This is a genomic window from Flavobacteriales bacterium, assembly GCA_016779935.1.
In the GTDB taxonomy this organism is placed as follows: domain Bacteria; phylum Bacteroidota; class Bacteroidia; order Flavobacteriales; family UBA7312.
This window is the reverse complement of the sequence record JADHMQ010000002.1, coordinates 24,769-47,919: the sequence shown is the minus strand read 5'-3', so window position 1 is coordinate 47,919 and position 23,151 is coordinate 24,769. Positions and strand designations below refer to the sequence as shown.

Here is a 23,151-nt window from a genome sequence, read left to right as displayed (position 1 = left end):
GATGCACATTCAATATAAGCACAATTATGATAAGATTATTATTCCTTTTATGTCTTTCAAGCCTAGTAGCAACCGCTGAAAATGGTGACACTACATTTGTACAAGTCCATGACAATACCGATATGACATGGTACGGTCATTATAAAGACTGGGGAGAATTTCCTAATAGTGGCGAATCGTACAGAAAAGTGCTTATGCACTTCACTATGGGCTGTGCTTCTACTGGCTGTAGCGGATGGGACTATGACGTGCATATTCTATTGAGAAACCGTACAGGTGTATTGGATTCAAATATGGTCTTAGCCCCTTCATTTAAATTAAATAATGAAATTGTAGATTCCGCTACCTTCAGTTATTCTCCAACATTCACAAATAATTGGGATAGCGTAAATGGAACTACTTCCGTTGCTAACGACACAATGGTATTACTCTTATTTGAAGACCAAGACGATCCTTTTATAGTAACAGATACACAATATGTTTATGCCGCTGACTACTATAATCCAACATTTGATAGCCAAGGAGTAATCACTGACTCTACACTTATTGCTGCTGATACAACGCTATACCTTAACAACACCGTAACCTATAATGTCTTCGAAGTAATTGAAGATTTTGAGTTGGGTAGAGCCATCACGCCTTACGGTACGTATATGAACCCTGCCAATGGAAGTTATGGCACTAATGGTTATGACGAAAACTGGAAACACATCTTCACCTATGATGTTACAGACTTCCAACATTTACTAAAAGACTCTGTAGAAATTGACGCTTTTTATGCAGGGTGGAGCAGTGGTTTTAGCGTAAAGTTAGACTTTGAATTTATAGAAGGAACACCACCAAGAACACCTTTAAAACTATCCAATGTATATAAAAATGGTGCTTCAAGCTATGGCTATTCCAACTCCAATAGTTTTGAATCAACGCAGATGCCAGAGGCTAAAGTTGCTTTACTGCCCTCTGCTCAAGAATATAAATTACAGTTCGTTCCATCAGGCCACGGACAAGCAGGAGAGTTTACTTCGGGCGTTAGCTATACTGCTAAAGTAAACGGAAGTATCGTCGGAGGAAATACTATTTGGAAAGACGATTGCGGATTTAATGCCATTTGGCCACAAGGTGGAACATGGATTTTTGACCGTGCCAACTGGTGCCCTGGCGAGGCAGTGCCTATTTACAATCACGAAATCACCCCATATGTTGGTATGTCACTAGATTCCGTTGCCATTGACATTAATTTTAGCAACTACAACCCAAACGGAGATGCCTCTTACTCATGTGCTGTACACCTTTTTCAGTACACAGAGCCTAACTTCACCTTAGATGCTGAAGTCACTGATATTTTAGCCCCATCTAAGCAGGATGTCTATTCAAGATTTAACCCTATCTGTTCCAATCCAATTATTAAAATTAGAAACTCAGGAAAAGATATTCTAACTTCTGTAGATATTCGATACGGTGTAAAAGGTGGCACAATGCAAACTTACCAATGGACAGGTAGCCTTAAGTTTATGGAAGAGGAAGAAGTAACACTTGACCCAATGATTCATGATGGAAATGAAAATAAATTCATCGTTACTTTATCAAACCCTAATGGCACAACAGATTTGCATAGCGACAACGACACTATGGAATCAGAGTTTGAAGACTTACCCGTTTATAAGCCGTCATTCTTAGTGCGATTAAAAACCAACAATTATGGTAGCCAAAGCTCTTGGACAATTAAAAACAGTAATAATGAAGTCGTTTATTCACGTGATAACTGTGCCAACAACACCCTCTACAACGATACTGTTACCTTAGGAAATGGCTGTTACACCTTTAGAATAGATGATACCGGTGGCGATGGGCTCGACTTTTGGTACTGGGACAATGTTGGTCAACCTGATGGTAGTGGTTTTATAAATTTCATGTACTACGATACCATTTCAGTATTTCGTTCATTTAACAAAGACTTTGGCTCAGCTATAGTGCATTCGTTTAGAGTAACAAATGGCGTATCCATAGATAATCACACAATGATAAACTTTAACATCTACCCTTCTGTAAGTGAAGGAACAGTATTTATTGAAAGAGATGATGCCTCAACAAGAATACCTACAACTGTTGAAGTCTATTCTGTAAACGGACAAAAAATAGTTGAAGAAAAATGGGGAGAAAATACCCAGAAGAAGGCCCTTCATTTAGATACTCTTTCAAATGGTATTTATGTTGTTAAAGTGCAAAGTGGAGATATCATTAACACTCAGAAAATTGTCTTAAACCGATAGTCGATATTAATTTTAAGATAAGTTAAACTTATATTAACGGTGTTTTTATATTTTTACGCTGATGACTAAACCCTCTTATTGTAATAGCTTAACAAGATACAGCCGCTCAAGAACAAGAGAAGTGATGGTAGGAAATGTGGGTGTTGGAGGTGACAACCCTATACGCATACAGTCCATGACCACGACCGATACTATGGACACTCAAGCAACTGTAGAGCAAAGTATTCGAATGATAGAAGCAGGTTGTGAAATTGTGAGAATCACTGCTCCTTCTAAAAAAGATGCCGAGAACCTTCAAAATATAAAAGACGAATTAAGAGCTAGAGGCTATGATACCCCTTTGGTTGCCGATATACACTTTACCCCAAACGCTGCCGAAATAGCGGCTCGAATAGTCGAAAAGGTAAGAGTAAACCCTGGCAACTACGCCGATAAGAAAAAGTTTGAAGAGTTAGAATATACTGATGAAACATATCAGCAAGAACTTCAACGCATCAAAGAACGTTTCGTTCCATTAGTCAGAATTTGTAAGGAAGAAGGTACTGCTTTGCGAATAGGCACCAATCACGGCTCGCTTTCCGATAGGATTTTAGGGCGTTATGGCGACACTCCACTAGGCATGGTAGAATCTGCCTTAGAGTTTTTGCGTATTTGTCAAGAAGAAGACTACCACAACATCATCCTTTCCATGAAGGCAAGCAACACCCAAGTGATGGTGCAAGCCTATCGCCTTTTGATTGCAAAGATGAAGGAGGAAAATATGAATTACCCCTTACATTTGGGTGTAACCGAAGCCGGTGAGGGCGAAGACGGACGTATTAAATCTGCTGTAGGTATTGGTACACTTTTAGAAGATGGCATTGGCGACACGGTTCGTGTATCACTAACAGAAGAGCCTGAATATGAAATCCCAGTAGCAAGAGAATTAGTAAAGCGTTACGGCACCAGAAAGAAACACCAAAACATAAAAGCCATTACAAGCTACCCTATAGATAGCTATAACTACGTCCGAAGGGAAAGCAATAAAGTCTTAAACATTGGCGAAAAGCAAGTGCCTATTGTTATGGCTGATTTTTCACTCAAGAAAAAACTAAGTCCAGCTTCCTTTTTTGCCTTAGGCTACCGCTATTCTGTGCCGACAGACAAATGGAACATTGGCGATATGGCATGCGATTATGTCTTTTTGGGCGATGAAGAAATTGACTTCAACATTCCAGGAACATTAGGCGTCGTTTACCATTACGACACTTGGCTAAAGCACCAAAATGAAGACAGAGTTTATCCTTTTCTAACTCACAAACAGTATTTAGAAAAAGACACTTTTTCGGAACAACTGAATATTATTTATGCTTGCTTACCTGACCTCAGCGCTGAACTTATCAATGCTCTGAAAAGCGACCCTACTGCTGTTTTACTTATTGACAGCTGGAACGCTCACGGCATGGCAGAACAAAGGCGTTTGTTCGTTGAGCTCATGAATGAAAAATGCAACGTTCCGGTTATTATCGGTCGTGCCTACGGCAACCTCAAAGAGGAAGAGTTGCAACTGCATGCTGCAACCGATATGGGAGCTTTATTACTTGATGGCCTAGGCGATGGTATATTCATTGCTGCTGAAAACTGCGGCTCTGACCAAACCGTTAATCAAACGGCTTTTGGCATACTACAAGCCACACGAACGCGTATCTCCAAAACCGAATACATCTCTTGCCCGTCCTGTGGACGTACACTCTTTGATTTGCAAGAAACAACGGCCAAAATTCGTGCCAAAACCAACCACCTCAAAGGGTTAAAAATTGGTATAATGGGTTGCATCGTTAATGGACCTGGTGAAATGGCCGATGCCGACTACGGATATGTTGGTACAGGTGTAGGAAAAATTACCCTCTACAAAGAAAAAGAAGTGGTGCAACGCAACATTCCTGAAGACCAAGCCGTGGATGCCCTCATTGACCTTATCAAAACCTATGGCGATTGGGTTGAGCCTAAGTAATTTGAAGGCGTAAGAAACCATCTCTTTTTTAAAAAAGTTTACAATTTTTTGTTGAATTAACTTTTTAACTTGGTGATAATTGTTAAACTTAAAGACTCTTTGCTATTGAAAAAACGCTACTCTTCGTATTACTTTTTGTTGGACATCCACAAAGTCAAAAACTATTGAAACTATAATCCTAGCCCCACAAAGGTGTTGGGTAAACGCCCTTTTCGATTTGTTCGGCAATGGCAGCAACTGCCATAGGCTTGTCTTCTTTGTAGGTAACACCAAACCAAGTATCAGTAGTAGGAATTACCCTTACTGCCATAGTACCATTATTGATTAAATCGGTTACTATATTTGGAATGTAATACTCTGCCTTAGGGTCTTGTGAATGTACTTTCATGAAGGTATGTAAGCCATTTTCAATGTGCTCAAATATGGAAGGGTGAAAACCCCAATAGTTCATAGACACACTGGCTTTGGGGTTAAGTTCTGCTCCACCCTCTTCACCTAAATTATACTCTACCTTACCATTAACATTGGCAATTTTGGTGCGTTCAATCACTTCAATAAGTTCGTTATTGGCGTTTACTTCGCACACCCCTCGGTTTACTGTACCATGCTCTGATAGGGTATTTTCCAAAACATAACCTAACATAGACATTACCGATGGCGAGCAATCATTACTTAGAAAATCAGCCATTATTTTAAAGGAGTTGGCTCCGTAATAATCATCGGCATTGATAACTGCAAAAGGCTCATTAATACATTCCTTTGCAACCAATACAGCATGGGACGTTCCCCATGGCTTTTGACGTTCTACCAAATCAACCCCTTCTAATTCGACTTGTACAGGCTGATAAGCATAAGCGATTTCAATCATACTTTCGAACTTAGCAAAACGGGAACGAAAGGCTTCATCAAATTCTTTACGAATAACAAATACAATTTTTCCGAAACCAGACTGTATAGCGTCATAAATAGAATATTCTATGATGGGTTCTTCATTCGGTCCTATACCATCAATTTGCTTGAGTCCACCATATCGGCTTCCCATTCCTGCGGCTAATATTAAAAGTGCTGGTTTCATATAAAAAGGTTAATTTTTTGCGAAAATATATAATAAATCAAACCTAAAAGACTTTATCTCTAAAATTCAACAGAAATGGATTGAATCTCAATACGCCTTTCTCTTGATGCCTTTATGCTGTAAACCGAATTACGCCTGTCATTCGGATTGTCACTCACCTCCATATTGACTTGGGTTTCGCCCAAAGGCAACTCTACGAGGGTCAGTTTTCCGCTTTCTAAATAAGGTAAAAGCACCTCCTCGTTGTAGGCTCTTAAGTAGTTTTCTACACTAGAAATACGTCGTTTTGCCAATAGAGTGTTGTAATCGCTATCAGTCAGTGGTGAGGTAAAGCCCTTTAGTTTAAGGTCAATGCTAGCACCCAATGCCATAGCCTCTTGCAGTTGTTGGGCAAATGCTTGCAGTTGTGCCATACCTTGATTAACGCTTTGGTCAAAAAAGGTGCGCATTTGTCTTTCCGCCTGATTTTTTGCTGTACCTCCCAAAACGGAAGCAAATCGCTTGACGTATTCTTCCTTTAGGCTAACAAAAGAATCATAAGCATCGGTATAAGAAAGAGTTGTTGTAGTGTCTCTAGTATTTGGATTAGGTTCATCGTTATGGAAATACAAACTCAAAGGCAAGTTAAGACGCATAGCAGTGGCTAGGCTGTCTATTTTTATACAAACGCATTCTTCTGTTTTTTCAAAGGCATAAATATCATTACAACAGCTTTCGTAGCTAAGGGTTTGTGAGCCGGTTCGGTTAGAAGAAAAATACCCCAACAAAGGGCTGTCCAATCGTGAGCTATAGTACAAATCGTTGGCACTGCTGTTTAGCGGTTTTCCAACATTTGATACTAAACCCCAATTTTCTTCCCAAGGTGTTTGGAAAATATCAAAGCCTCCCAAACCAGGATGAAAATCAGAACTAAAATACAATACCCTTTCTGTCGAATGGTAAAATGGCGTTACTTCCTTGCCTACTGTATTAATGCCATTACCTAAGTGTTGAGGACTGCCTTGCATTGGTATAAACCAAATGTCCAAATCGCCTTCTCCTCCTCTTCTGTCCGATGAGATAAAAAGCCCTTCAACGCCTTCCCACAACGCCCATTGCGGATGGGTATTTTTGGCATTCGTAGTGTTAAAGCGTTCGTCCATTAGCTGAGGTGTTTGCCACAAACCATCTTTTAAAATGCTCTTGTATAAATAGCATTGTATCTCATTTTTTTCATTCTTACACTTGGTAAAAAAGGCTTCAGTACCATCAGGATTTAAAGATAAATTAGCAATATGATAATCCAAATCGTTGAAGACATTGAAGGCTTTTGCAATCCCTCCTTTGTCGGCAATCATCAGTTTAGAACGGTGTCCAATATATAGCTCATTTGCAAGTCCGTCATCTTTTTCCATTGATGAAAAATACAAATGCCCCTTGTCGTCTGTAAAGGGTGCAAAATCAGATACTGAAGAGTTTACCTTATCGTCCAAATGTTCTACACTTACCTCATCCTTATCTTTCATGAATTGTGCTAACTCACTGCCTTTGAGTTCCATCAAGCCTTTTCTGTACCAATAATCAGATGGATAGGGATGTTCATCCAAAAAAGTTTGAAGGTAGGTAGAAGCCTCCTCATAACTGCCTATATTTTTATGTAACATCCCTAAATACAAAAGAATGTTGGGGTACTTAGCATCTTGCTTTAAAGCCTCTGCCTTTTGAAAATACCTAATGGCTTTGGAATACTGATGGGTGAGGTGATAGCTTTCTGCTAAAGGGTGCCACAAACTGCTTAATGTACTGTCCTTTTCCAAGGCTAATTCGTAAAAGTATATAGTAGAAAAGTAGTCCTTGAGCTCAAAATAATAATTGCCTTCGTTAACCAAAGCGGACTTGTTTTGTCCGAAAGAAAACGTTGCCATTAGGCAAAAGAGGTATGTAAATAATTGGTGTTTCATAAGAAGGTTGGACACGTTTTGTACGATGGTCGAGGCATCGAAGATTTTATAATATGTCTAAACGAAAGTTCCCAAGCACCTAATGAGTTACTTGCTGGCACTAGGTCCGATACGTTCCAGTCGTAAGAAAATGCTAAATGACTGCTTTGCCAATTAATACCAACTAATAAGCCCACCGCATCACCGAAGCGGTAGAAACTACCGGCTTCTAATTTTATATCTTGGAAGTAATATTCGCTGATATCAAATGTAAGCTTCGAGCCTATCATAGATTGTGCTTGTTTGCTTTGCAAAGCATAATAGAAAAAAGGCTCTAAGGACCATTCAGTGTTAAGGGGTTTCTGTAGAACGGTACTTATCTGATGCTTTACCGCTAGCAAATCCTCATTGGAATAAAACGAACGGTTAGGCTTATTTATATGGGCCAATGAATAGCCGAGTTTAAGTTCTGAATCAGAAATGTAAAGGGTGTTATTTATGCCAAGTCCTATGTCCATAAAGCTCTTACTTAAAGAGGGGATTTGTTCGCCAGAATCCAGAAAGTACAATTCAGAGTAATCAATATTCTGTTGAGCAAATCCAAGTTGTAAACCAAAGCTCCAGCGTTCTACAAAACGTGCTGCTGATATGGATAATTGTGTTAGTGATAAATTTGAACTCCCGGACTGATCCCTTAACAATTGGGCTCCAAAGCCCCACGATTTAAAAGGCATATCGAAAGCCACAGATGTACTGTTAAAAGGAATACTTACACTTGCCCATTGCTCACGTTGATGAGCTGTTATTCTGTAATCGCCATCAAACAGACCAGTATTAGCAGGGTTTAGGTAAAAGGGGTTATTGTACCACTGACTAAATTGGATATCTTGAGTAAAGCCAAGAAATGGACACAAAAGAAGTATGTAAATCCAATTTTTCATCTAATAAGCGAAATGTTTCCTTTCTTAAAAAATTGCTTCTCTCCACCAACGCATCCAATAGTTAAATGATAATCAAACACGGAAGTAGGCTGTAATTCTCCTTTAAAATAACCGTCCCAACTGTCGTCTTTTTGTGTTGTAAAAAACACCTTTTGACCCCATCTGTTAAAGACATTTAATTCAAATTCTCGGATAATATTAAGCTCATCTTTAATTCTATATCTATCGTTTAACAGGTCACCGTTTGGCGTGAAGGCATTTGGAATAATGATGTTTTTGTCCGAACAGCAGTCGTCAGAAAGAGCGACATCAATGGCTCCAGTTTTCACACAATCGTCTTTGGTAGCCCTTAAATAATAGGTACCATGTGAAGAAACCAAAAAGCTATCTTGTTCAACAGTAGTGCTAAAATCTGCACTGGTTGACCAGCTTAGTTCCGTTGAATCACCTACAAATGCCTTAAGATAAATGGGCAAGCCACATATTTCAGCCTGAGGGTTATATACCAAATCAACATCATCTACTCTTATTAACTGCCTAATACTATCAAAGCAGTTTTCGTACTGACCAATTAAATAATATTCGGTGGTAGTGCTTGGTGAAGCAGTAGTTGAAACGTCAAAGCTATTTTCTAATCCGCTTGCTGGAAACCATTGGTATTCAAAATCTGCCAGAGTAGTAGGGTTTAATAATACGCTATCGTCTTTACAAATGAATAAATCGCTTTGCTCTGAAAATTCATTTTTATCTATTGTAATGTTTTTCTTTAAAGTGTCTGTAAGGTTACAAGAAGTCGGGTCATTTGTAACAAGTGTAACTTCATAAACTCCCTCAGCTGTATAGGTATGTACAGGCGTTGTTTCAGTTGAGGTATTACCATCGCCAAAGTCCCATGAGTAAGAATTATTATCACCAATACTTAGGTTTTCAAAAGGAACCTCCCAGTCACAAGTTAGTGAGGGTGCAAAGAAGTTTGCAATAGTCAATGGGAAATCTGGATCAAACTTAAAGACAGCATTATTACAACTTGCTCCATTGGTTGATGAATAGGCTCCTTCAGTAGTAGGAAAATCGGAAAATCCACCACAGCCAGCACATACAGATTGATAGACCGTTCCTTTTTTATCGAATCGACTGGTTCCGCCGTCTACGTGTTCTTCAGCTTGGTCGCCACCAAAAAATGAAGCATAGGATAAGGTGTTTGCGTTATCTTCAAAAATAATTAGGTAAAAATCACTGCCATCCGTTTCCGATTGAAAGGCGTCAAAAGTGGTAACTAAATCCAAAGTGTTGCCGCCAGGACCTAAGTTATCGGCACCATTTGTAGCTCCTCCCCATCCGGAACAATAAATTCGGTTACAAGCATCTACCAAAAAGGCTGTTGGCGAGATGTCTATTCCACCACTACCCGAGCCAAATACAGTAGAAAACTCTAAGGATGAAAGCTCTGAATTTAATTTACAGACAAACTGCCCACTATTCGGTTGTGAAAATACAGCATTGAAAACAAGAGTATTATTGGGGGCTAAAGTTTGACCAAAAAGATAGACATCTCCATCATTATCCAATTCTATAAAATACGATTGGTCGTATTGGTCAGAACCAAAAAAGGTAGAGTTTATAATATCATCTCCATCATTAGAAAAATGTGTAACAAAAGCATCTACACCACCTCCTAAATAATCGGGAGCATATGCCGTAGCAGAGGTGTTTAGATTTGCTGACGATGTTCCACCAGCAGCATAGATATTATTGTTATTGTCAAAAGCTAACGAATAGAGGGCATCATCACTAGTTCCGCCCCAATAGGAGCTCCATAAAATATTTTCTAGGGACTTGTCCATTTTCACTAATACTCCATCTTGTCCGCCATTATTAGCCGGTTGAATTAAACTATTCACAATAGGAAAGTCATTGGAAAAGGTAGAGGAAGCGATATAGCAATTTCCTTCACTATCAATATCTATTTCTCCTCGCATTTGGTCGGCATAGTTGTAACGTAAAGTTAAAGAGCTGTTGAAGCCATCGTTGTCAGTCCCTCCCAAAAAAGTTGAGGATAAGAGCTCTGTCCCATCAGCACTTAGGCGGCTTACATAAATATCACAGCCATTTGAGTAGTTAACTCCTACTCCATTTACTGCTAAAAAAGGTCCTCCGTTAAAAGTGTTATCAAAAGCATTTGCCGTAACAGGAAAGTCTGAAGAGCCAGTAGTTCCTAAGACAAACAACTCTTCTTCATATACTATTAGGCTATGAGGTACCTCATCACCTGCCCCACCTAAATAGGTAGAGTATATTAAAAATGAACCCGTTGTGTCATACTTGGTCAATACCACATCGTTGCCTACAACTCCGCCATTGTATGCTGTTTGGTATGCACCAACTGTTATGGGATAGCCAATGTCATAAGCGGTCCCTCCTGCATATAAAAACCCATAATCATCATAGGTTGCGGTATAACCAAAGTTGCTGGCTACCGAACCAGAATAGGATGAGAATATCATTTCAGGATCAATAATTAACTCATAATTGGTATTGTACCCTTTTGGGAAATCAAAAGAGAGTTTTTTGTTTTTCAATATAAAATGACACTCCACATCTATTTTTTCATTATCAATCCATTGATAGGCGTAGGGTCGCTCTTCTGTAATAAGGTTTAAAGAGGTAAAAAGGTGTAAACGGCCTTCTCTTAACTCAATTTGGTCAATGCCGTCCAACCTCATTTTTATGTCAGTTGGGTCAGCATTGGGCTGTACTATCCAATCGTATTTTAGCCCATCTCCATAGGTATAAATGGTGTAATCTATTCCATCATACAAGTTGTTGTAGGTTACTTTTTGATGCTTTTTTAAGTTCGATACCTTTTGCCGATTTGTAAAGTAATTGTGTTCTCCTTCTAGAGGCTTGGAATATGATATTACTGGCGTATTAGCTTTTAAAAAATTCCAACGGTAAGCATGAGCAGAAAGGCTGTCACTTTGGGGCTTGGCTTCATGTTGATGAGTGAAAAATGAAGCGTCTACAAAATTAAAGGTCAAGGCTTTTTCTTCTAAAAATAATGCTCCATTTGCGATGTCTATTTTTGATTCAAACGGAATATCCCATTGCCCTTTATTTTCAATAAAAAAAAGGTTTTGAGCTATGGATGCCCAAGAGTAGAAAAGTAAGCCTATTAATATCCCCCTCATAGGGGTAAAGATAATGAATCTATGGGACTAAAAATCGGAAGGAATTTCAACTAGTATATTCATTAAGCTGTCCTTAATACTATCGAATTCCGCTCTATTTTCTTTTTTAACCGGTTTTGAAGGGGGTAGTTTTTGCTTGTATGGGTCAACTTGTCTACCATTTTTCCAAAAACGGTAACACACGTGCGGACCTGTTGCTAGTCCAGTACTTCCCACATAGCCAATTACATCGCCTTGCTTGACATACACTCCTGGTCGAATACCAGATTTTATTTTTGACATATGCAGGTACTGAGTTGTATAGGTACTATTATGGCGAATTTTTACATAGTTACCATTGTTTCTTTTGTACCTAGCATGTGTAACCGTACCATTAGCTGTTGATAAAATTGGCGTTCCAGTAGGTGCTGCATAATCCGTTCCCAAATGTGCTTTTACTCTTCCCGTTACGGGGTGCTTTCTACGTTTGCTATAGCTTGAGCTTATTCGGGAGAAGTTTAATGGTGCTCGTAAAAAGGCTTTGCGTAAAGCTCCTCCTTCGTCATCAAAATAATCGCCATAGTTTTCTTCCTCTTCAAAGTAAAAAGCATAAAAATCTTCGTTAGCATGGTTAAATAAAGCGGCATAGACTCGCCCTATTCCTATAAATTCATCTTCTACAAAGCGTTCTTCATAAATTATCTTGAAGTAATCGCCTTTTTGTATCCTAAAGAAATCTATTGTCCATGCGTATATTCCTGACAGCTCCATCACTAAAGCTGGACTCATGTTATTATTTACTAAAGCATTCCACAAAGACGACTCTATTTTACCGCTTGACTTTTTTATTCTAACTTCAATTTCTTTTTGTCCAGTATAAACTTTGATAGTATCTCTGATATCAAAAACCACATAGTCAGTACTCGATGTTTCATAAATAAAGTACTTAGCTTTTTGAATAGAATCGTCAGAACATATTACAGTATAATTTTCACCCACTTTGGCTTTTCTAAAATCAAAAATGCCTTTTGATGCTCTTACAATTTTATCAATTGTTCCATGATTGATATGGTTAAGGTAAAGTATAGCTCCAAGTGTTTGACCAGCCTCAACCTGACCCTTTACTACTTTAAAGGTATCTACACAAATTCCGTATTCGAAAGTGCTTGGAGTGGGGGGGGCTGATTCTATAGAATTGCAAGAAGAAAACACTATTAAAATACAGGCTATAATTCCAAATAAACCTAGTTTAATATGTGTTTTTGTCATTCTAGTTTTTAACTTTCGCTGAGGGCTTTTACTACCCATTGCCTTCCCCAATTATTCATTTCCTCCTCGGTCCACAACTCTGGGAAGAATATTCGCTTTTGAAAACGTGGCGGCAAATATTTTTGCCAATTCGTTCCTCCTGTTGCATCAATGTCTTCTTTGCCTGAGGATAAATACCTAACGGCAGACTTATAGTGAACCAAAGGCCAGTTAACATTAACGTTCAAATCTAATAAACGAAGTTGATGTATCAAATCTTCTTTCTGCTGTTCTTCAACACTCAATTGTTGATATTTAGCCATTAAATTTTTGTCCTTGAACTGATGGGCTCTTTCAATAAATTGAGCCATGTATTTTTTCTCAAAATTCTCAAGCATCAAGGTCTTCTTGCCTGTTTTAACATCAATAGCTCCATCTTTCCAGTAGAAGTGTTGAGCCATTTCTTCAATACTAGCGTCTTTTAGTTTTTCACGCTGTTCTTTGTCTGTGAGGTTAATAAGGTAAGAACAGGAGATTTCAATTAATCGGTATTGGGCAGATTGGAAACCACTAGATGGTAAGAGAGACATTCTAAATTTTAGAAATTGTTCTTTCTCCATTCCATTGACCATAATGCCAAATGAACTAGTAAGGACTTCAAAATAACTATTTATTCGTTTTAACCTTTCAACAAAAAAGTCTGAAGACAGGCTATCGTTCCACCCCATATCTCTTCCTTCATCGGACATTTTCTTGCCATTATTGGAAATTTGTTCTAATTCTAAGAGAGCAAGCTTAAAGTATAGCTCCGTAATTTGATGATAAATGATAAATATTTGTTCATCAGGGAAGTCTGTCTTTGGGTGCTGCAGACTTAGTAGAGTGTCAACATAGGTGTAGTCCCAATAGTGTAAGGGGTTGGCATATAATAAGCCATCTAAATATGCCGGTAAATCTTGACCTATTGAAGCGTACTTCTTATCTAATTTCTCTAACTTTTCTTTAATCTCTTTTGTCAATTCCATAGGTCGTTATTTTTTATGCATATCTATCAATATAATAGGTCTTGTGGTATGTTTGAAATCATACTACGATATTAACGATTTTCTTTGGGACTATTATCACCCTCTTTGGGCTTTTACCTTCTAAATATTGGATCGTTTTCTCAAATGAGAGCACGGCTTTTTCGATATCGTCCTTGCTTAAGTCTGCCGATAAATCCATAGTAAAACGCATTTTGCCGTTGAAAGATACTGGATAGGTAAAGGCGTCTTCTTGTAAGTGCTTTTCATCAAACTGTGGCCATTTTGCTAAGGTAACTGAGTTCGTATTTCCTAGTTTTTGCCACATCTCTTCGGCGAAATGTGGTGCGTATGGCGAAATTAAAACTACTAATTCCGAAACGATTGTTTTGTTTTTACTTTTTAAATCGTTGAGTTCATTAACGGCAATCATTAAGGTACTCACCACCGTATTAAAAGAATGCCTTTCTATATCTTCTGTCACTTTTTTGATGCATTTATGCAATGCTTTAAATTCTTCCTTGTTTGGCTCGGAGTGTTCTATGTCAAAATTGTTGTCTTCGTCGTGTACTAATCGCCAAAATTTTCTTAAGAAATTATGAACGCCATTGATGCCTTTTGTATCCCAAGGCTTGAATTGTTCCAAAGGCCCTAAAAACATTTCATACATCCTTAATGTGTCGGCTCCAAATTTTTCGACCAAATCGTCTGGGGTCTGAACATTATATTTTGATTTAGACATTTTTTCAACTTCAAAACCACAGAGGTATTCTCCATTATCACTGAGGATGAATTCGGCATCTTTAAATTCTTCTCTCCAGCTTTTGAACGCTTCAACATCCAAAACATCATTATTCACTAAGTTGATGTCAACGTGTAGTCGGCTGCATTTGTGCTCTTTTCGCTTGTCAAAACTTACGAATGTATTGGTATCATTTATTCTGTAAACAAAATTGGAACGTCCCAATATCATTCCTTGATTGATCATTTTCTTGAATGGTTCATCAAAGCCAATAAAGCCTCTATCGCACAAGAATTTCGTCCAAAAGCGTGAATACAACAAATGACCAACGGCATGTTCTGCTCCGCCTATATAAAGGTCTACTTGCCCCCAGTAATCTGCTTTTTCTTTGGACACAAATGCCTCCTCATTATGGGGGTCCATATACCTTAAGAAATACCAGGATGAACCTGCCCAACCTGGCATAGTATTGTATTCCATTCGTTCTCCATGAAAAATATTCCAATCCTCCTTATTTGCTCTTGCTAAAGGGGGCTCCCCCTGTTCTGTCGGTAAGTATTTATCTACTGGAGGTAATTCAATACAGTCGTTGGTGGGTGTGGCTTTAGCGATACCACCGTCATAATAAATTGGAAAAGGCTCACCCCAATAGCGTTGTCTACTAAAAATAGCATCTCTTAGCCTGTAATTGATTTTTCCTTCTCCTATGCCTTTTTCTTCTAAGGATTCTACGACTTTTTGAATAGCTTCTTTGGAGCTTAGTCCTGATAAAAAATCTGAATGATCAATGATGGCGGACTTATCTTCATTTGCTCCTTCACTGATGTCTGTATCTTTAAAAATGTTTTTTATCTCAATACCAAAAAGAGTGGCAAAGTTCCAGTCTCTTTGGTCGCCACAAGGTACAGCCATAACCGCTCCAGTTCCGTAAGAAGCCAGAACATAATCGCCAATCCAAATAGGAACCCTTTCATTGGTAAATGGATGTATTGCATAAGCTCCTGTAAATGCACCTGTGACAGTTTTGACGTCTGCTTGTCTATCTCTTTCCGATTTCAATGCCGCTAAATGACAGTACTTTTCAATTTCTTCTTTATGTTCAGCAGTCGTAATTTTTCTCACCAGCTCATGCTCAGGAGCTAAAACCATAAAGGTCACTCCAAAAATAGTATCTGGACGAGTAGTAAAAACCTCTATTTGTTGTTCTGTTCCTTCTACGCTGAATGATACTGATGCCCCTTTTGATTTACCTATCCAGTTGCGTTGAATTTCCTTTATAGAATCGCTCCAATCTAATGTATCTAAATCCGTCAATAAGCGTTCGGCATAAGCGGTAATTCGCATAGACCATTGCTTCATTAGTTTTTGCTCTACAGGGAAATTACCTCTCTCTGAGCGGCCATCTTTTACCTCATCATTTGCAAGTACAGTCCCCAGTCCTTCGCACCAATTTACCCATGTTTCCGATAAAAATGTAAGGCGGTATTTTTGTAAAATCTCTTCTTTTTCTTGCTCAGAAAAAGCGTGCCATTGCTCAGCCGTAAACTGTGGTGTATCTTCATCGCAAGCGGCATTAACTTCTTCATTACCACTGTCAAAAAAGGAACGAATTAGTTCATCTATTGGTTTAGCCTTATGCTGAATGTTACAGTAATAGGAATCGAATAACTGCTTAAATATCCATTGGGTCCATTTATAATAATTGGGGTCAGAAGTTCGTACTTCTCTGTCCCAATCGTATGAAAAACCAATTTTGTCAAGTTGCTCGCGGTATCTATTAATATTATTTTCTGTTGTAATGGCAGGGTGTTGTCCAGTTTGAATGGCGTATTGCTCAGCAGGAAGGCCAAAAGAATCGTAACCCATTGGGTGTAAAACGTTGTAACCTTTATGCTTCATAAAACGAGCATATACATCCGATGCTATATAACCGAGAGGATGACCTACGTGTAAGCCGGCTCCTGATGGATAAGGAAACATATCCAACACATAAAATTTAGGCTTATTGTCAATCTCCTCCACTTTATAGGTCTTGGATTTTCTCCAATTGTCTTGCCACTTTTGTTCGATACTCTTAAAATCGTATTCCATTCCAAAAAATAATTTATCAGCAAAGTTAATCAATCGTCTAAACTAAGCACCAAAAATTATTACCTTAGCAAGCGTAATGAAACAAGCACAAGAAAGACACATAAAACGTAAGCTCAGAACTTCTTCATTGTCTACTATGTTGAGTATTTCTTTAGTGTTGCTTATGCTTGGCTCTATGGGTTTTATTTATATTAATACAAACCGACTTACAAATTACATAAAAGAGAATGTAGGTGTTAGCCTAATTCTAAAAGATAACATTAAGAAAGTAGACCGTTTCCAGCTTCAAAAAAATCTTGATGCATCACCATGGGTTAAGAGTAGTCGCTTTGTGAGTAAAGATGAAGCTGCTAAAATATTAGAAAGTGATTTGGGCGAAGATTTTATATCTTTTTTAGGCTTTAACCCCTTATCTGCAAGCATAGAAGTCTTTTTAAATGCAGAGTATGCGAGTGAACAAAACTTTACGGCTTTAGAAAAAGAAATTGAAGGCAATGAAATCATCAAAGAAATAATTATTCAAAAAGATTTAATTGACTCTATCAACTCCAACGTCAGAAAACTAAGTTTAATATTAGTTTCTTTTTGTGTCCTTCTATTGATTGTGGCTATTGCTCTAATTAATAACACTATAAGGCTAACAGTATATTCAAAACGCTTTATCATTAGAACTATGAAACTTGTTGGGGCTACTAATTCTTTCGTAAGGAAACCTTTCCTAAGAAGTGGAATTATACAAGGTGTTTTTTCTGGTTTGATTGGTGTGATTTTACTGATTTCTGTGTTGTTTAGTCTACATAAAGAAATGCCTGAATTATTAGTACTACAAGACATGTATACCATTGTTCTTATTTTTATTGGAATACTTTTATTTGGTGTGCTGATGAGTGTAATTGTTACCAATATTGCCGTTGGCAAATACCTTAAAATGAACGAAAACGATTTATACCATTAAACTATGGAATTCAATTTTGGAAAAAGAAATTATCAATTAATGATTTTAGGAGTAGTACTCATTATATGTGGCTACATTTTAATGAGTGGCGGAAAGTCTGAAGACCCAGAGGTGTTCAGCGATGCTATTTTTAACTTCAGAAGGCTAACACTATCAACAATTTTTCTTGTAAGTGGATTTGTTGTTGAAGTCTTTGCCATACTTCACAAAGCAAAAGATGAGTAAAATTATTGTAGCTATTCTCTTGGGGATTGTCCAAGGGCTTACTGAATTTTTACCCGTTAGCAGTAGTGGTCATCTTGAAATCACTGCCTTTATCCTCAAACATTTTGGCAATACGGGTTTGCCTGAAGAGAATTTGCTAATGACGGTTGTTCTTCATGCTGCAACCGCTTTAAGTACCTTGTACATATTTCGTAAAGAAGTAAGTGAAATCATCAAAGGTATTCTTCAATTCAAATGGAATGATGAATTTAAATTTTCTTTGAAAATCATTTTATCCATGATACCCGCAGCTCTTATTGGGCTTATTTTTGACGAGCAAATTGACAGCCTTTTTGGCGGTCAAATTTTGTTTGTAGGTGCTATGCTTATTCTCACAGGACTACTACTATATGTTGCCGATCAAGCAAAAAACACTAACAAAAACGTAAGCTATTCAAGCTCTATTTTAATTGGTATTGCTCAAGCCATTGCTATTTTACCAGGTATATCTAGGTCAGGAGCCACTATATCCGTTTCTGTTTTATTGGGTATTGACAGAGAAAAGGCGGCTAAGTTTTCATTTTTAATGGTCGTTCCGCTGATTCTTGGAAAAATGGCAAAGGATATATTGAGTGGTGAAATTTCTTCAGAAAGCGCTACACTAATCCCATTAATTGTAGGCTTTATGGCTGCTTTTATCACGGGTCTGTTAGCCTGCAAATGGATGATTTCCTTAGTCAAAAATAGTCAGCTAAAGTACTTCTCTTATTACTGCTTCATTGTTGGTACACTAGCAATCGTATTTTCTACTTTCTAAATGATTGACTTTCTCGAAGGACATTTTTTATTGATTAACAAACCACTTCGATGGACATCTTTTGATGCTGTAAAAAAAATACGAAATACCCTTCGCTCTCATCTTCAAGTCAAAAAAATAAAAGTCGGACATGCCGGCACTTTAGACCCTTTGGCAGATGGTTTGCTCATAGTATGTACAGGCAAATTTACGAAACGCATCAATGAATTTCAAAGCCAAGAAAAAGAATATACTGGCAAGTTTATTTTGGGAGCTACAACCCCTTCATATGACCTTGAAACTGAGGTGGACAAGGAATACCCTATTGATCACATAAATGAAGATGATTTTCAGAAAGCCACGAAATCTCTGACTGGCGAAATTTTACAAATACCCCCTATTTACTCGGCCATAAAGCAAAATGGAAAACGCTTGTACGAACACGCCAGAAAAGGAGAGGATGTAAAAATTAAAGAACGTCTGGTTCAGGTCAGTGAATTCGAAATTACTAAAGTAGAATTACCTGCCGTGCACTTCAGGATCGTATGTAGTAAAGGCACATACATAAGGTCTTTGGCGCATTCATTTGGTCAGTATTTAAATAGCGGAGCCTATCTTGGTCAATTGACACGAACACGAATTGGAAATTTTAATCTTTCCCAAGCTGTTGATATTCATGAGTTTATAGATTCTTTTTCTCCTCAGAATAATCAAAATGCTCCGCTTTAATTTAGTATATTTGCGAACTTTTTTAATTCATTTACAAAAAGATAAACATGATAAAAAGAAAGCTATCACAATTTAATTTTGAATTACCTGAAGAACTTTTAGCGGAAAGACCCTCTGCCAACAGAGATGAAGCTCGCTTGATGGTAGTAGATAGAAAGGCCGGTAAATTTGAACACAAACTTTTCAAAGATTTAATTGATTATTTCGACGAAAGTGATGTGATGATTTTCAATGAAACTAAAGTGTTTCCAGCAAGAATGTATGGAAATAAAGAAAAAACTGGCGCTAGGATTGAAGTCTTTTTGTTGAGAGAACTTAACAAAGAAAATCTATTGTGGGATGTTTTAGTTGACCCCGCAAGAAAAATTAGAATAGGAAATAAACTATACTTTGGTGATGACGATTTAGTTGCTGAAGTAATTGACAACACAACTTCTAGAGGAAGGACTTTACGTTTTCTTTATGACGGAAGTTATGAGGAGTTTAGACAAAAGCTAAAAGATTTAGGCGAAACACCTCTTCCAAAATACATTAAAAGAGAGCCAGATGCCGAAGATGAAGAACGTTATCAGACCATTTATGCAAAAAATGAAGGTTCTGTTGCAGCTCCAACTGCTGGCTTACATTTTAGTCGTGAATTACTAAAACGTTTAGAAATCAAAGGTGTTGATTTTGCCAACATTACCCTTCACATTGGTCTAGGAACATTTAGATCGGTGGAAGTAGAAGACTTGAGCAAACATAAGATGGATTCAGAGGAATTATTTATCAATGCTGACACTGCACACCTCATCAATAGTGGTATTCAAAACAAACGAAAAGTATGTGCTGTAGGAACAACATCTATGAGAGCGATAGAAACTTCAGTTACTACTCAAGGGCTTATTACTCCATATGAAGGGTGGACTAACAAATTTATTTATCCTCCTTACGATTTTAATATTGCAAACTGTATGATTACTAACTTCCATACTCCGAAATCGACATTATTGATGATGGTTTCTGCTTTTGGAGGACATGATTTAATCATGAGTGCTTACAAGGAAGCTATCAAAGAGAAGTATAATTTTTTCTCTTACGGTGATGCGATGCTGATTTTATAAAAGTGAAAGAATATATAATTATAGTAGCTGGGGGTAGCGGAAACCGAATGGGTTCTTCTATCCCTAAGCAGTTTTTAGAGCTTAACTCTAAACCTATTCTTATACATACCCTTGAACGCTTAAGTCGGTTTATTCCGAATGCCGAATTCATAGTGGCTCTTCCAGAGTCACAGTTCGAATACTGGAAAGAATTGTGTGAAAAACACTACCTAACTATTAATCATCATTTATCTAAAGGCGGAGAAACACGATTTGAATCCGTAAAAAATGCCTTGGCATTTGTTAAAGAAGAGGGTGTTGTAGCCATTCACGATGGTGTACGTCCACTAATTAGCCAAGAGGTATTAAGAAAATGTATGGCAACCGCAAAAGCTGAAGGAAGTGCCATTCCATCCCTAGATGTGATTGAAAGTGTACGGCAACTTAAAGACGATACAAGTATAGTCGTAAATAGAAGCAACTATAAGATTGTTCAGACCCCGCAATGTTTCAAAAGCGATACAATCCTAAAAGCATACGAACTTAACTACAATGAATCATTCACAGATGATGCTTCAGTAGTTGAAGCAATTGGCGAAAAAATTATTTTAATTAACGGTAATAAAGAAAATATTAAAATCACAACGCCAGAAGATTTGAAAATTGCTGAGATGTACCTCAAATCAAGCGACTAACAGAACTCTGATCGGTTAACTCAAAATTTTCCAAGTTTTTCAGGTGATTAATGCCAGGGCTTTTCCCTTTTTCAAAAGTTCCAAAACACTCATCAATTTGTAAAAATTCAGCTCCATTTTTACAAGCCCATTCAATGGACTTATCTAATGACACGCTACTTTTTATAGTTTTCATTTCTTCTAAAATCGAAAGAGTATCGTTGGACGCTAAGCTATCTGTTCCGTATGTCATTTTGGCTTTTTTCTCAATAAAAAAATCATATGTGGGCAATGCGTCTTCAATGTATATGTTTGCTTTGGGGCAAGTTGCCCAAAAAACATTATCGAAATTTTTACTTACCCAATGAATGTCCTCTTTTGTTGTGAATGTATTGTGAACCATCAATACGGGAGCATCTGGCAATTGTGTTAATGTACTTTTTAGCGCTGTTTTACCTGTAAATTTAAAAAAGTGCCTAGCGATGAGTTCATTTAACAACTCTCCAGAACCCTCTATAAACATCTGATCTTCTGTTGGCGTTTCTTGATTGTGAATGGTAATTATTTCTCCAGAATTGTGAGAACGTATTTTTTCAAATAATTGTTTAGAAGCAGAATAATTAGCATGTGGGGTTAAAGAAGCCTTATGCTTGCATTGTCCCAATAAATGCAGTCCATTTTGAAAAACCTCATCTGCTCTTGAAGGGTCAGAAGCAAAAAGCTCAATGAATGAGTGGTAATAAATGGGACTCTCGTCTTTAATCGCAAATGAATCAGCAGTATTACTAATATCGCCAACAGCTACAATCCCATTATCAAACATTAATTTATCCGCATATTTAATAGATGATTGTATCTCATCATCAGATGACTTACGTATTTTTCCAATATTAGAAATAAAGTATGGCAAACCTGTTTTTTCTTTCATTCTATCTTTGAGGTGAGACAATTCTAAATGGCAATGGGTATTAATAAAGCCTGGGCATAAAGCCCCCTCAAAGTATTCTATACTGGATGAGTCTAGACCTTCTTTATCTGAAAGGATATCTACTATTTTACCGCTGTCATCTACCACAAGAACACCATTAAGAATAGGTGGTCCTATTGATGTAAAAACTATATCTGAAGTTAAGTAGCGCATAGAGTGTACAAAGATACTATCTTTGCGCCATGTCTTTACAGAAAAAAAACATTCGTGAACTGACCTTAGAAGAGTTAAAAGACTTTTTTGTTGACCATAAACACCCTAGCTTTCGAGCAAAGCAAGTTTATGAGTGGTTGTGGAAAAAATCCGTGTCATCATTTTCAGACATGAGAAATATATCTAAAGAAATTATTGAATTGCTAGACGAAAAATTCGTTATTCAACATATTCAAATTTCTGAGTCTCAAAAGAGTACAGACCGCACCATTAAATCAGCCTTTAAACTATTTGATGACAACAATGTGGAAGGTGTACTTATCCCTACAAAATCACGAATGACTGCTTGTATTTCCTCTCAAGTAGGCTGTAGCTTGAGCTGTAAATTTTGTGCTACTGGCAAACTTGATAGACTAAGAAATCTGAACCCAGATGAGATGTACGATCAAGTATTCATGCTTAATGAACTTGCTCAAAAAAATTACCAGCAAAAACTGAGTAATATCGTCTACATGGGAATGGGTGAGCCTTTATTGAACTATAGAAATGTGATAAATTCCATAGAAAAAATCACCTCAAATGATGGTCTAGGAATGTCACCAAAACGAATTACGGTTTCAACAGCTGGTATTGCCAAGCTCATTAAAAAACTAGGTGACGATGAAGTTAAGTTTAACCTTGCTTTATCTCTTCATGCTGCAAACGACAAAAAAAGAGATTACATAATGCCTATCAATGAGCAAAACTCATTGGAGTCTCTTAAAGAAGCCATTATCTATTTTTATGAAAAGACTGGCACGAGACTAACCTACGAATACATTATTTTTAAAGGCTTTAATGATGAAATCAGTGACGCTATTGAGCTGGCTCAATTTGCAAAAATAACGCCGTGTAAAATCAATATTATTGAATACAACCCAATTGACGATGGGGAGTTCCAACAGGCCAAAAGAGAAAAGGTAGATGCTTTTGTAAGCTATTTAGAAAGTAAAAACCTAATTGTAAACGTCAGAAGAAGCAGAGGGAAAGACATTGATGCCGCTTGTGGACAATTAGCTAATAAGCTAGTCAAATCCTAGTGATATTTGTATCTTTGTACCTC

Annotated in this window: 17 protein-coding genes; 9 read left to right on the top strand and 8 right to left on the bottom strand. The window is 37.5% G+C overall.

Going from position 1 to position 23,151, the window contains the following annotated elements:
- Positions 1-26 precede the first annotated feature (26 nt).
- Both ISP73_02030 and ispG read left to right on the top strand, forming a co-directional pair.
- Positions 27-2,270, top strand: coding sequence for a T9SS type A sorting domain-containing protein (locus ISP73_02030; GenBank protein MBL6657363.1), 2,244 nt, complete (start codon positions 27-29; stop codon positions 2,268-2,270).
- 61 nt (positions 2,271-2,331) lie between these two features.
- Positions 2,332-4,263, top strand: coding sequence for a (E)-4-hydroxy-3-methylbut-2-enyl-diphosphate synthase (gene ispG, locus ISP73_02025; protein MBL6657362.1), 1,932 nt, complete (start codon positions 2,332-2,334; stop codon positions 4,261-4,263).
- Positions 4,264-4,441: 178 nt separating this feature from the next.
- Here the strand turns inward: ispG and ISP73_02020 are convergent, their stop codons facing one another.
- From ISP73_02020 to ISP73_01990, 7 genes are read right to left on the bottom strand one after another with little or no spacing between them, the layout of a single operon-like run.
- Positions 4,442-5,338, bottom strand: a complete 897-nt coding sequence (locus ISP73_02020; protein ID MBL6657361.1) for a nucleotidyltransferase — start codon at positions 5,336-5,338, stop codon at positions 4,442-4,444.
- A 59-nt stretch (positions 5,339-5,397) separates the two neighbouring features.
- The gene (locus tag ISP73_02015) at positions 5,398-7,242 is read right to left on the bottom strand and encodes a tetratricopeptide repeat protein (GenBank protein MBL6657360.1); all 1,845 of its coding nucleotides are present in this window, start codon (positions 7,240-7,242) and stop codon (positions 5,398-5,400) included.
- Positions 7,243-7,274: 32 nt separating this feature from the next.
- Positions 7,275-8,198, bottom strand: coding sequence for a PorP/SprF family type IX secretion system membrane protein (locus tag ISP73_02010; protein MBL6657359.1), 924 nt, complete (start codon positions 8,196-8,198; stop codon positions 7,275-7,277).
- Positions 8,195-11,386 carry a gliding motility-associated C-terminal domain-containing protein gene (locus ISP73_02005; protein ID MBL6657358.1) on the bottom strand — a complete coding sequence of 1,064 codons (3,192 nt, stop codon included), beginning with the start codon at positions 11,384-11,386 and terminating at the stop codon, positions 8,195-8,197. The genes ISP73_02010 and ISP73_02005 overlap by 4 nt, the downstream gene beginning before the upstream one ends.
- 27 nt (positions 11,387-11,413) lie before the next feature.
- The gene (locus tag ISP73_02000) at positions 11,414-12,634 is read right to left on the bottom strand and encodes a peptidoglycan DD-metalloendopeptidase family protein (protein ID MBL6657357.1); all 1,221 of its coding nucleotides are present in this window, start codon (positions 12,632-12,634) and stop codon (positions 11,414-11,416) included.
- Positions 12,635-12,642: 8 nt separating this feature from the next.
- Positions 12,643-13,638 (bottom strand): tryptophan 2,3-dioxygenase, encoded by a 996-nt coding sequence (locus ISP73_01995; GenBank protein ID MBL6657356.1) that lies wholly within the window; start codon positions 13,636-13,638, stop codon positions 12,643-12,645.
- Between the two features lie 58 nt (positions 13,639-13,696).
- Positions 13,697-16,468, bottom strand: coding sequence for a leucine--tRNA ligase (locus ISP73_01990; protein MBL6657355.1), 2,772 nt, complete (start codon positions 16,466-16,468; stop codon positions 13,697-13,699).
- Positions 16,469-16,544: 76 nt separating this feature from the next.
- Between ISP73_01990 and ISP73_01985 the strand changes: the two genes are divergently transcribed.
- Genes ISP73_01985 through ISP73_01960 form a run of 6 tightly spaced genes read left to right on the top strand, consistent with a single transcriptional unit; the run spans position 16,545 to position 20,929 of the window.
- Complete coding sequence (locus tag ISP73_01985) at positions 16,545-17,423, top strand: cell division protein FtsX (GenBank protein MBL6657354.1); 879 nt, start codon at positions 16,545-16,547, stop codon at positions 17,421-17,423.
- 3 nt (positions 17,424-17,426) lie between these two features.
- Positions 17,427-17,648: a DUF3098 domain-containing protein gene (locus tag ISP73_01980; protein ID MBL6657353.1), complete on the top strand. Its 222-nt coding sequence runs from the start codon at positions 17,427-17,429 to the stop codon at positions 17,646-17,648.
- Positions 17,641-18,444, top strand: coding sequence for an undecaprenyl-diphosphate phosphatase (locus tag ISP73_01975; protein MBL6657352.1), 804 nt, complete (start codon positions 17,641-17,643; stop codon positions 18,442-18,444). The genes ISP73_01980 and ISP73_01975 overlap by 8 nt, the downstream gene beginning before the upstream one ends.
- Positions 18,445-19,152: a tRNA pseudouridine(55) synthase TruB gene (gene truB, locus ISP73_01970; GenBank protein MBL6657351.1), complete on the top strand. Its 708-nt coding sequence runs from the start codon at positions 18,445-18,447 to the stop codon at positions 19,150-19,152. It abuts the gene before it with no gap.
- A gap of 47 nt (positions 19,153-19,199) precedes the next feature.
- Entirely contained in the window at positions 19,200-20,255 is a 1,056-nt protein-coding gene (queA, locus tag ISP73_01965) for a tRNA preQ1(34) S-adenosylmethionine ribosyltransferase-isomerase QueA (GenBank protein MBL6657350.1), read from the top strand.
- 2 nt (positions 20,256-20,257) lie between these two features.
- Positions 20,258-20,929, top strand: coding sequence for a 2-C-methyl-D-erythritol 4-phosphate cytidylyltransferase (locus ISP73_01960; GenBank protein MBL6657349.1), 672 nt, complete (start codon positions 20,258-20,260; stop codon positions 20,927-20,929).
- On the opposite strand, the gene ISP73_01955 is transcribed toward ISP73_01960, so the two are convergent.
- The gene (locus ISP73_01955; protein ID MBL6657348.1) at positions 20,913-22,049 is read right to left on the bottom strand and encodes an amidohydrolase family protein; all 1,137 of its coding nucleotides are present in this window, start codon (positions 22,047-22,049) and stop codon (positions 20,913-20,915) included. The two genes, ISP73_01960 and ISP73_01955, sit on opposite strands and share 17 nt — an antisense overlap.
- A 29-nt stretch (positions 22,050-22,078) precedes the next feature.
- On the opposite strand from ISP73_01955, the gene rlmN reads away from it, so the two are divergent.
- Positions 22,079-23,128: a 23S rRNA (adenine(2503)-C(2))-methyltransferase RlmN gene (gene rlmN, locus ISP73_01950; GenBank protein ID MBL6657347.1), complete on the top strand. Its 1,050-nt coding sequence runs from the start codon at positions 22,079-22,081 to the stop codon at positions 23,126-23,128.
- Positions 23,129-23,151: the final 23 nt, after the last annotated feature.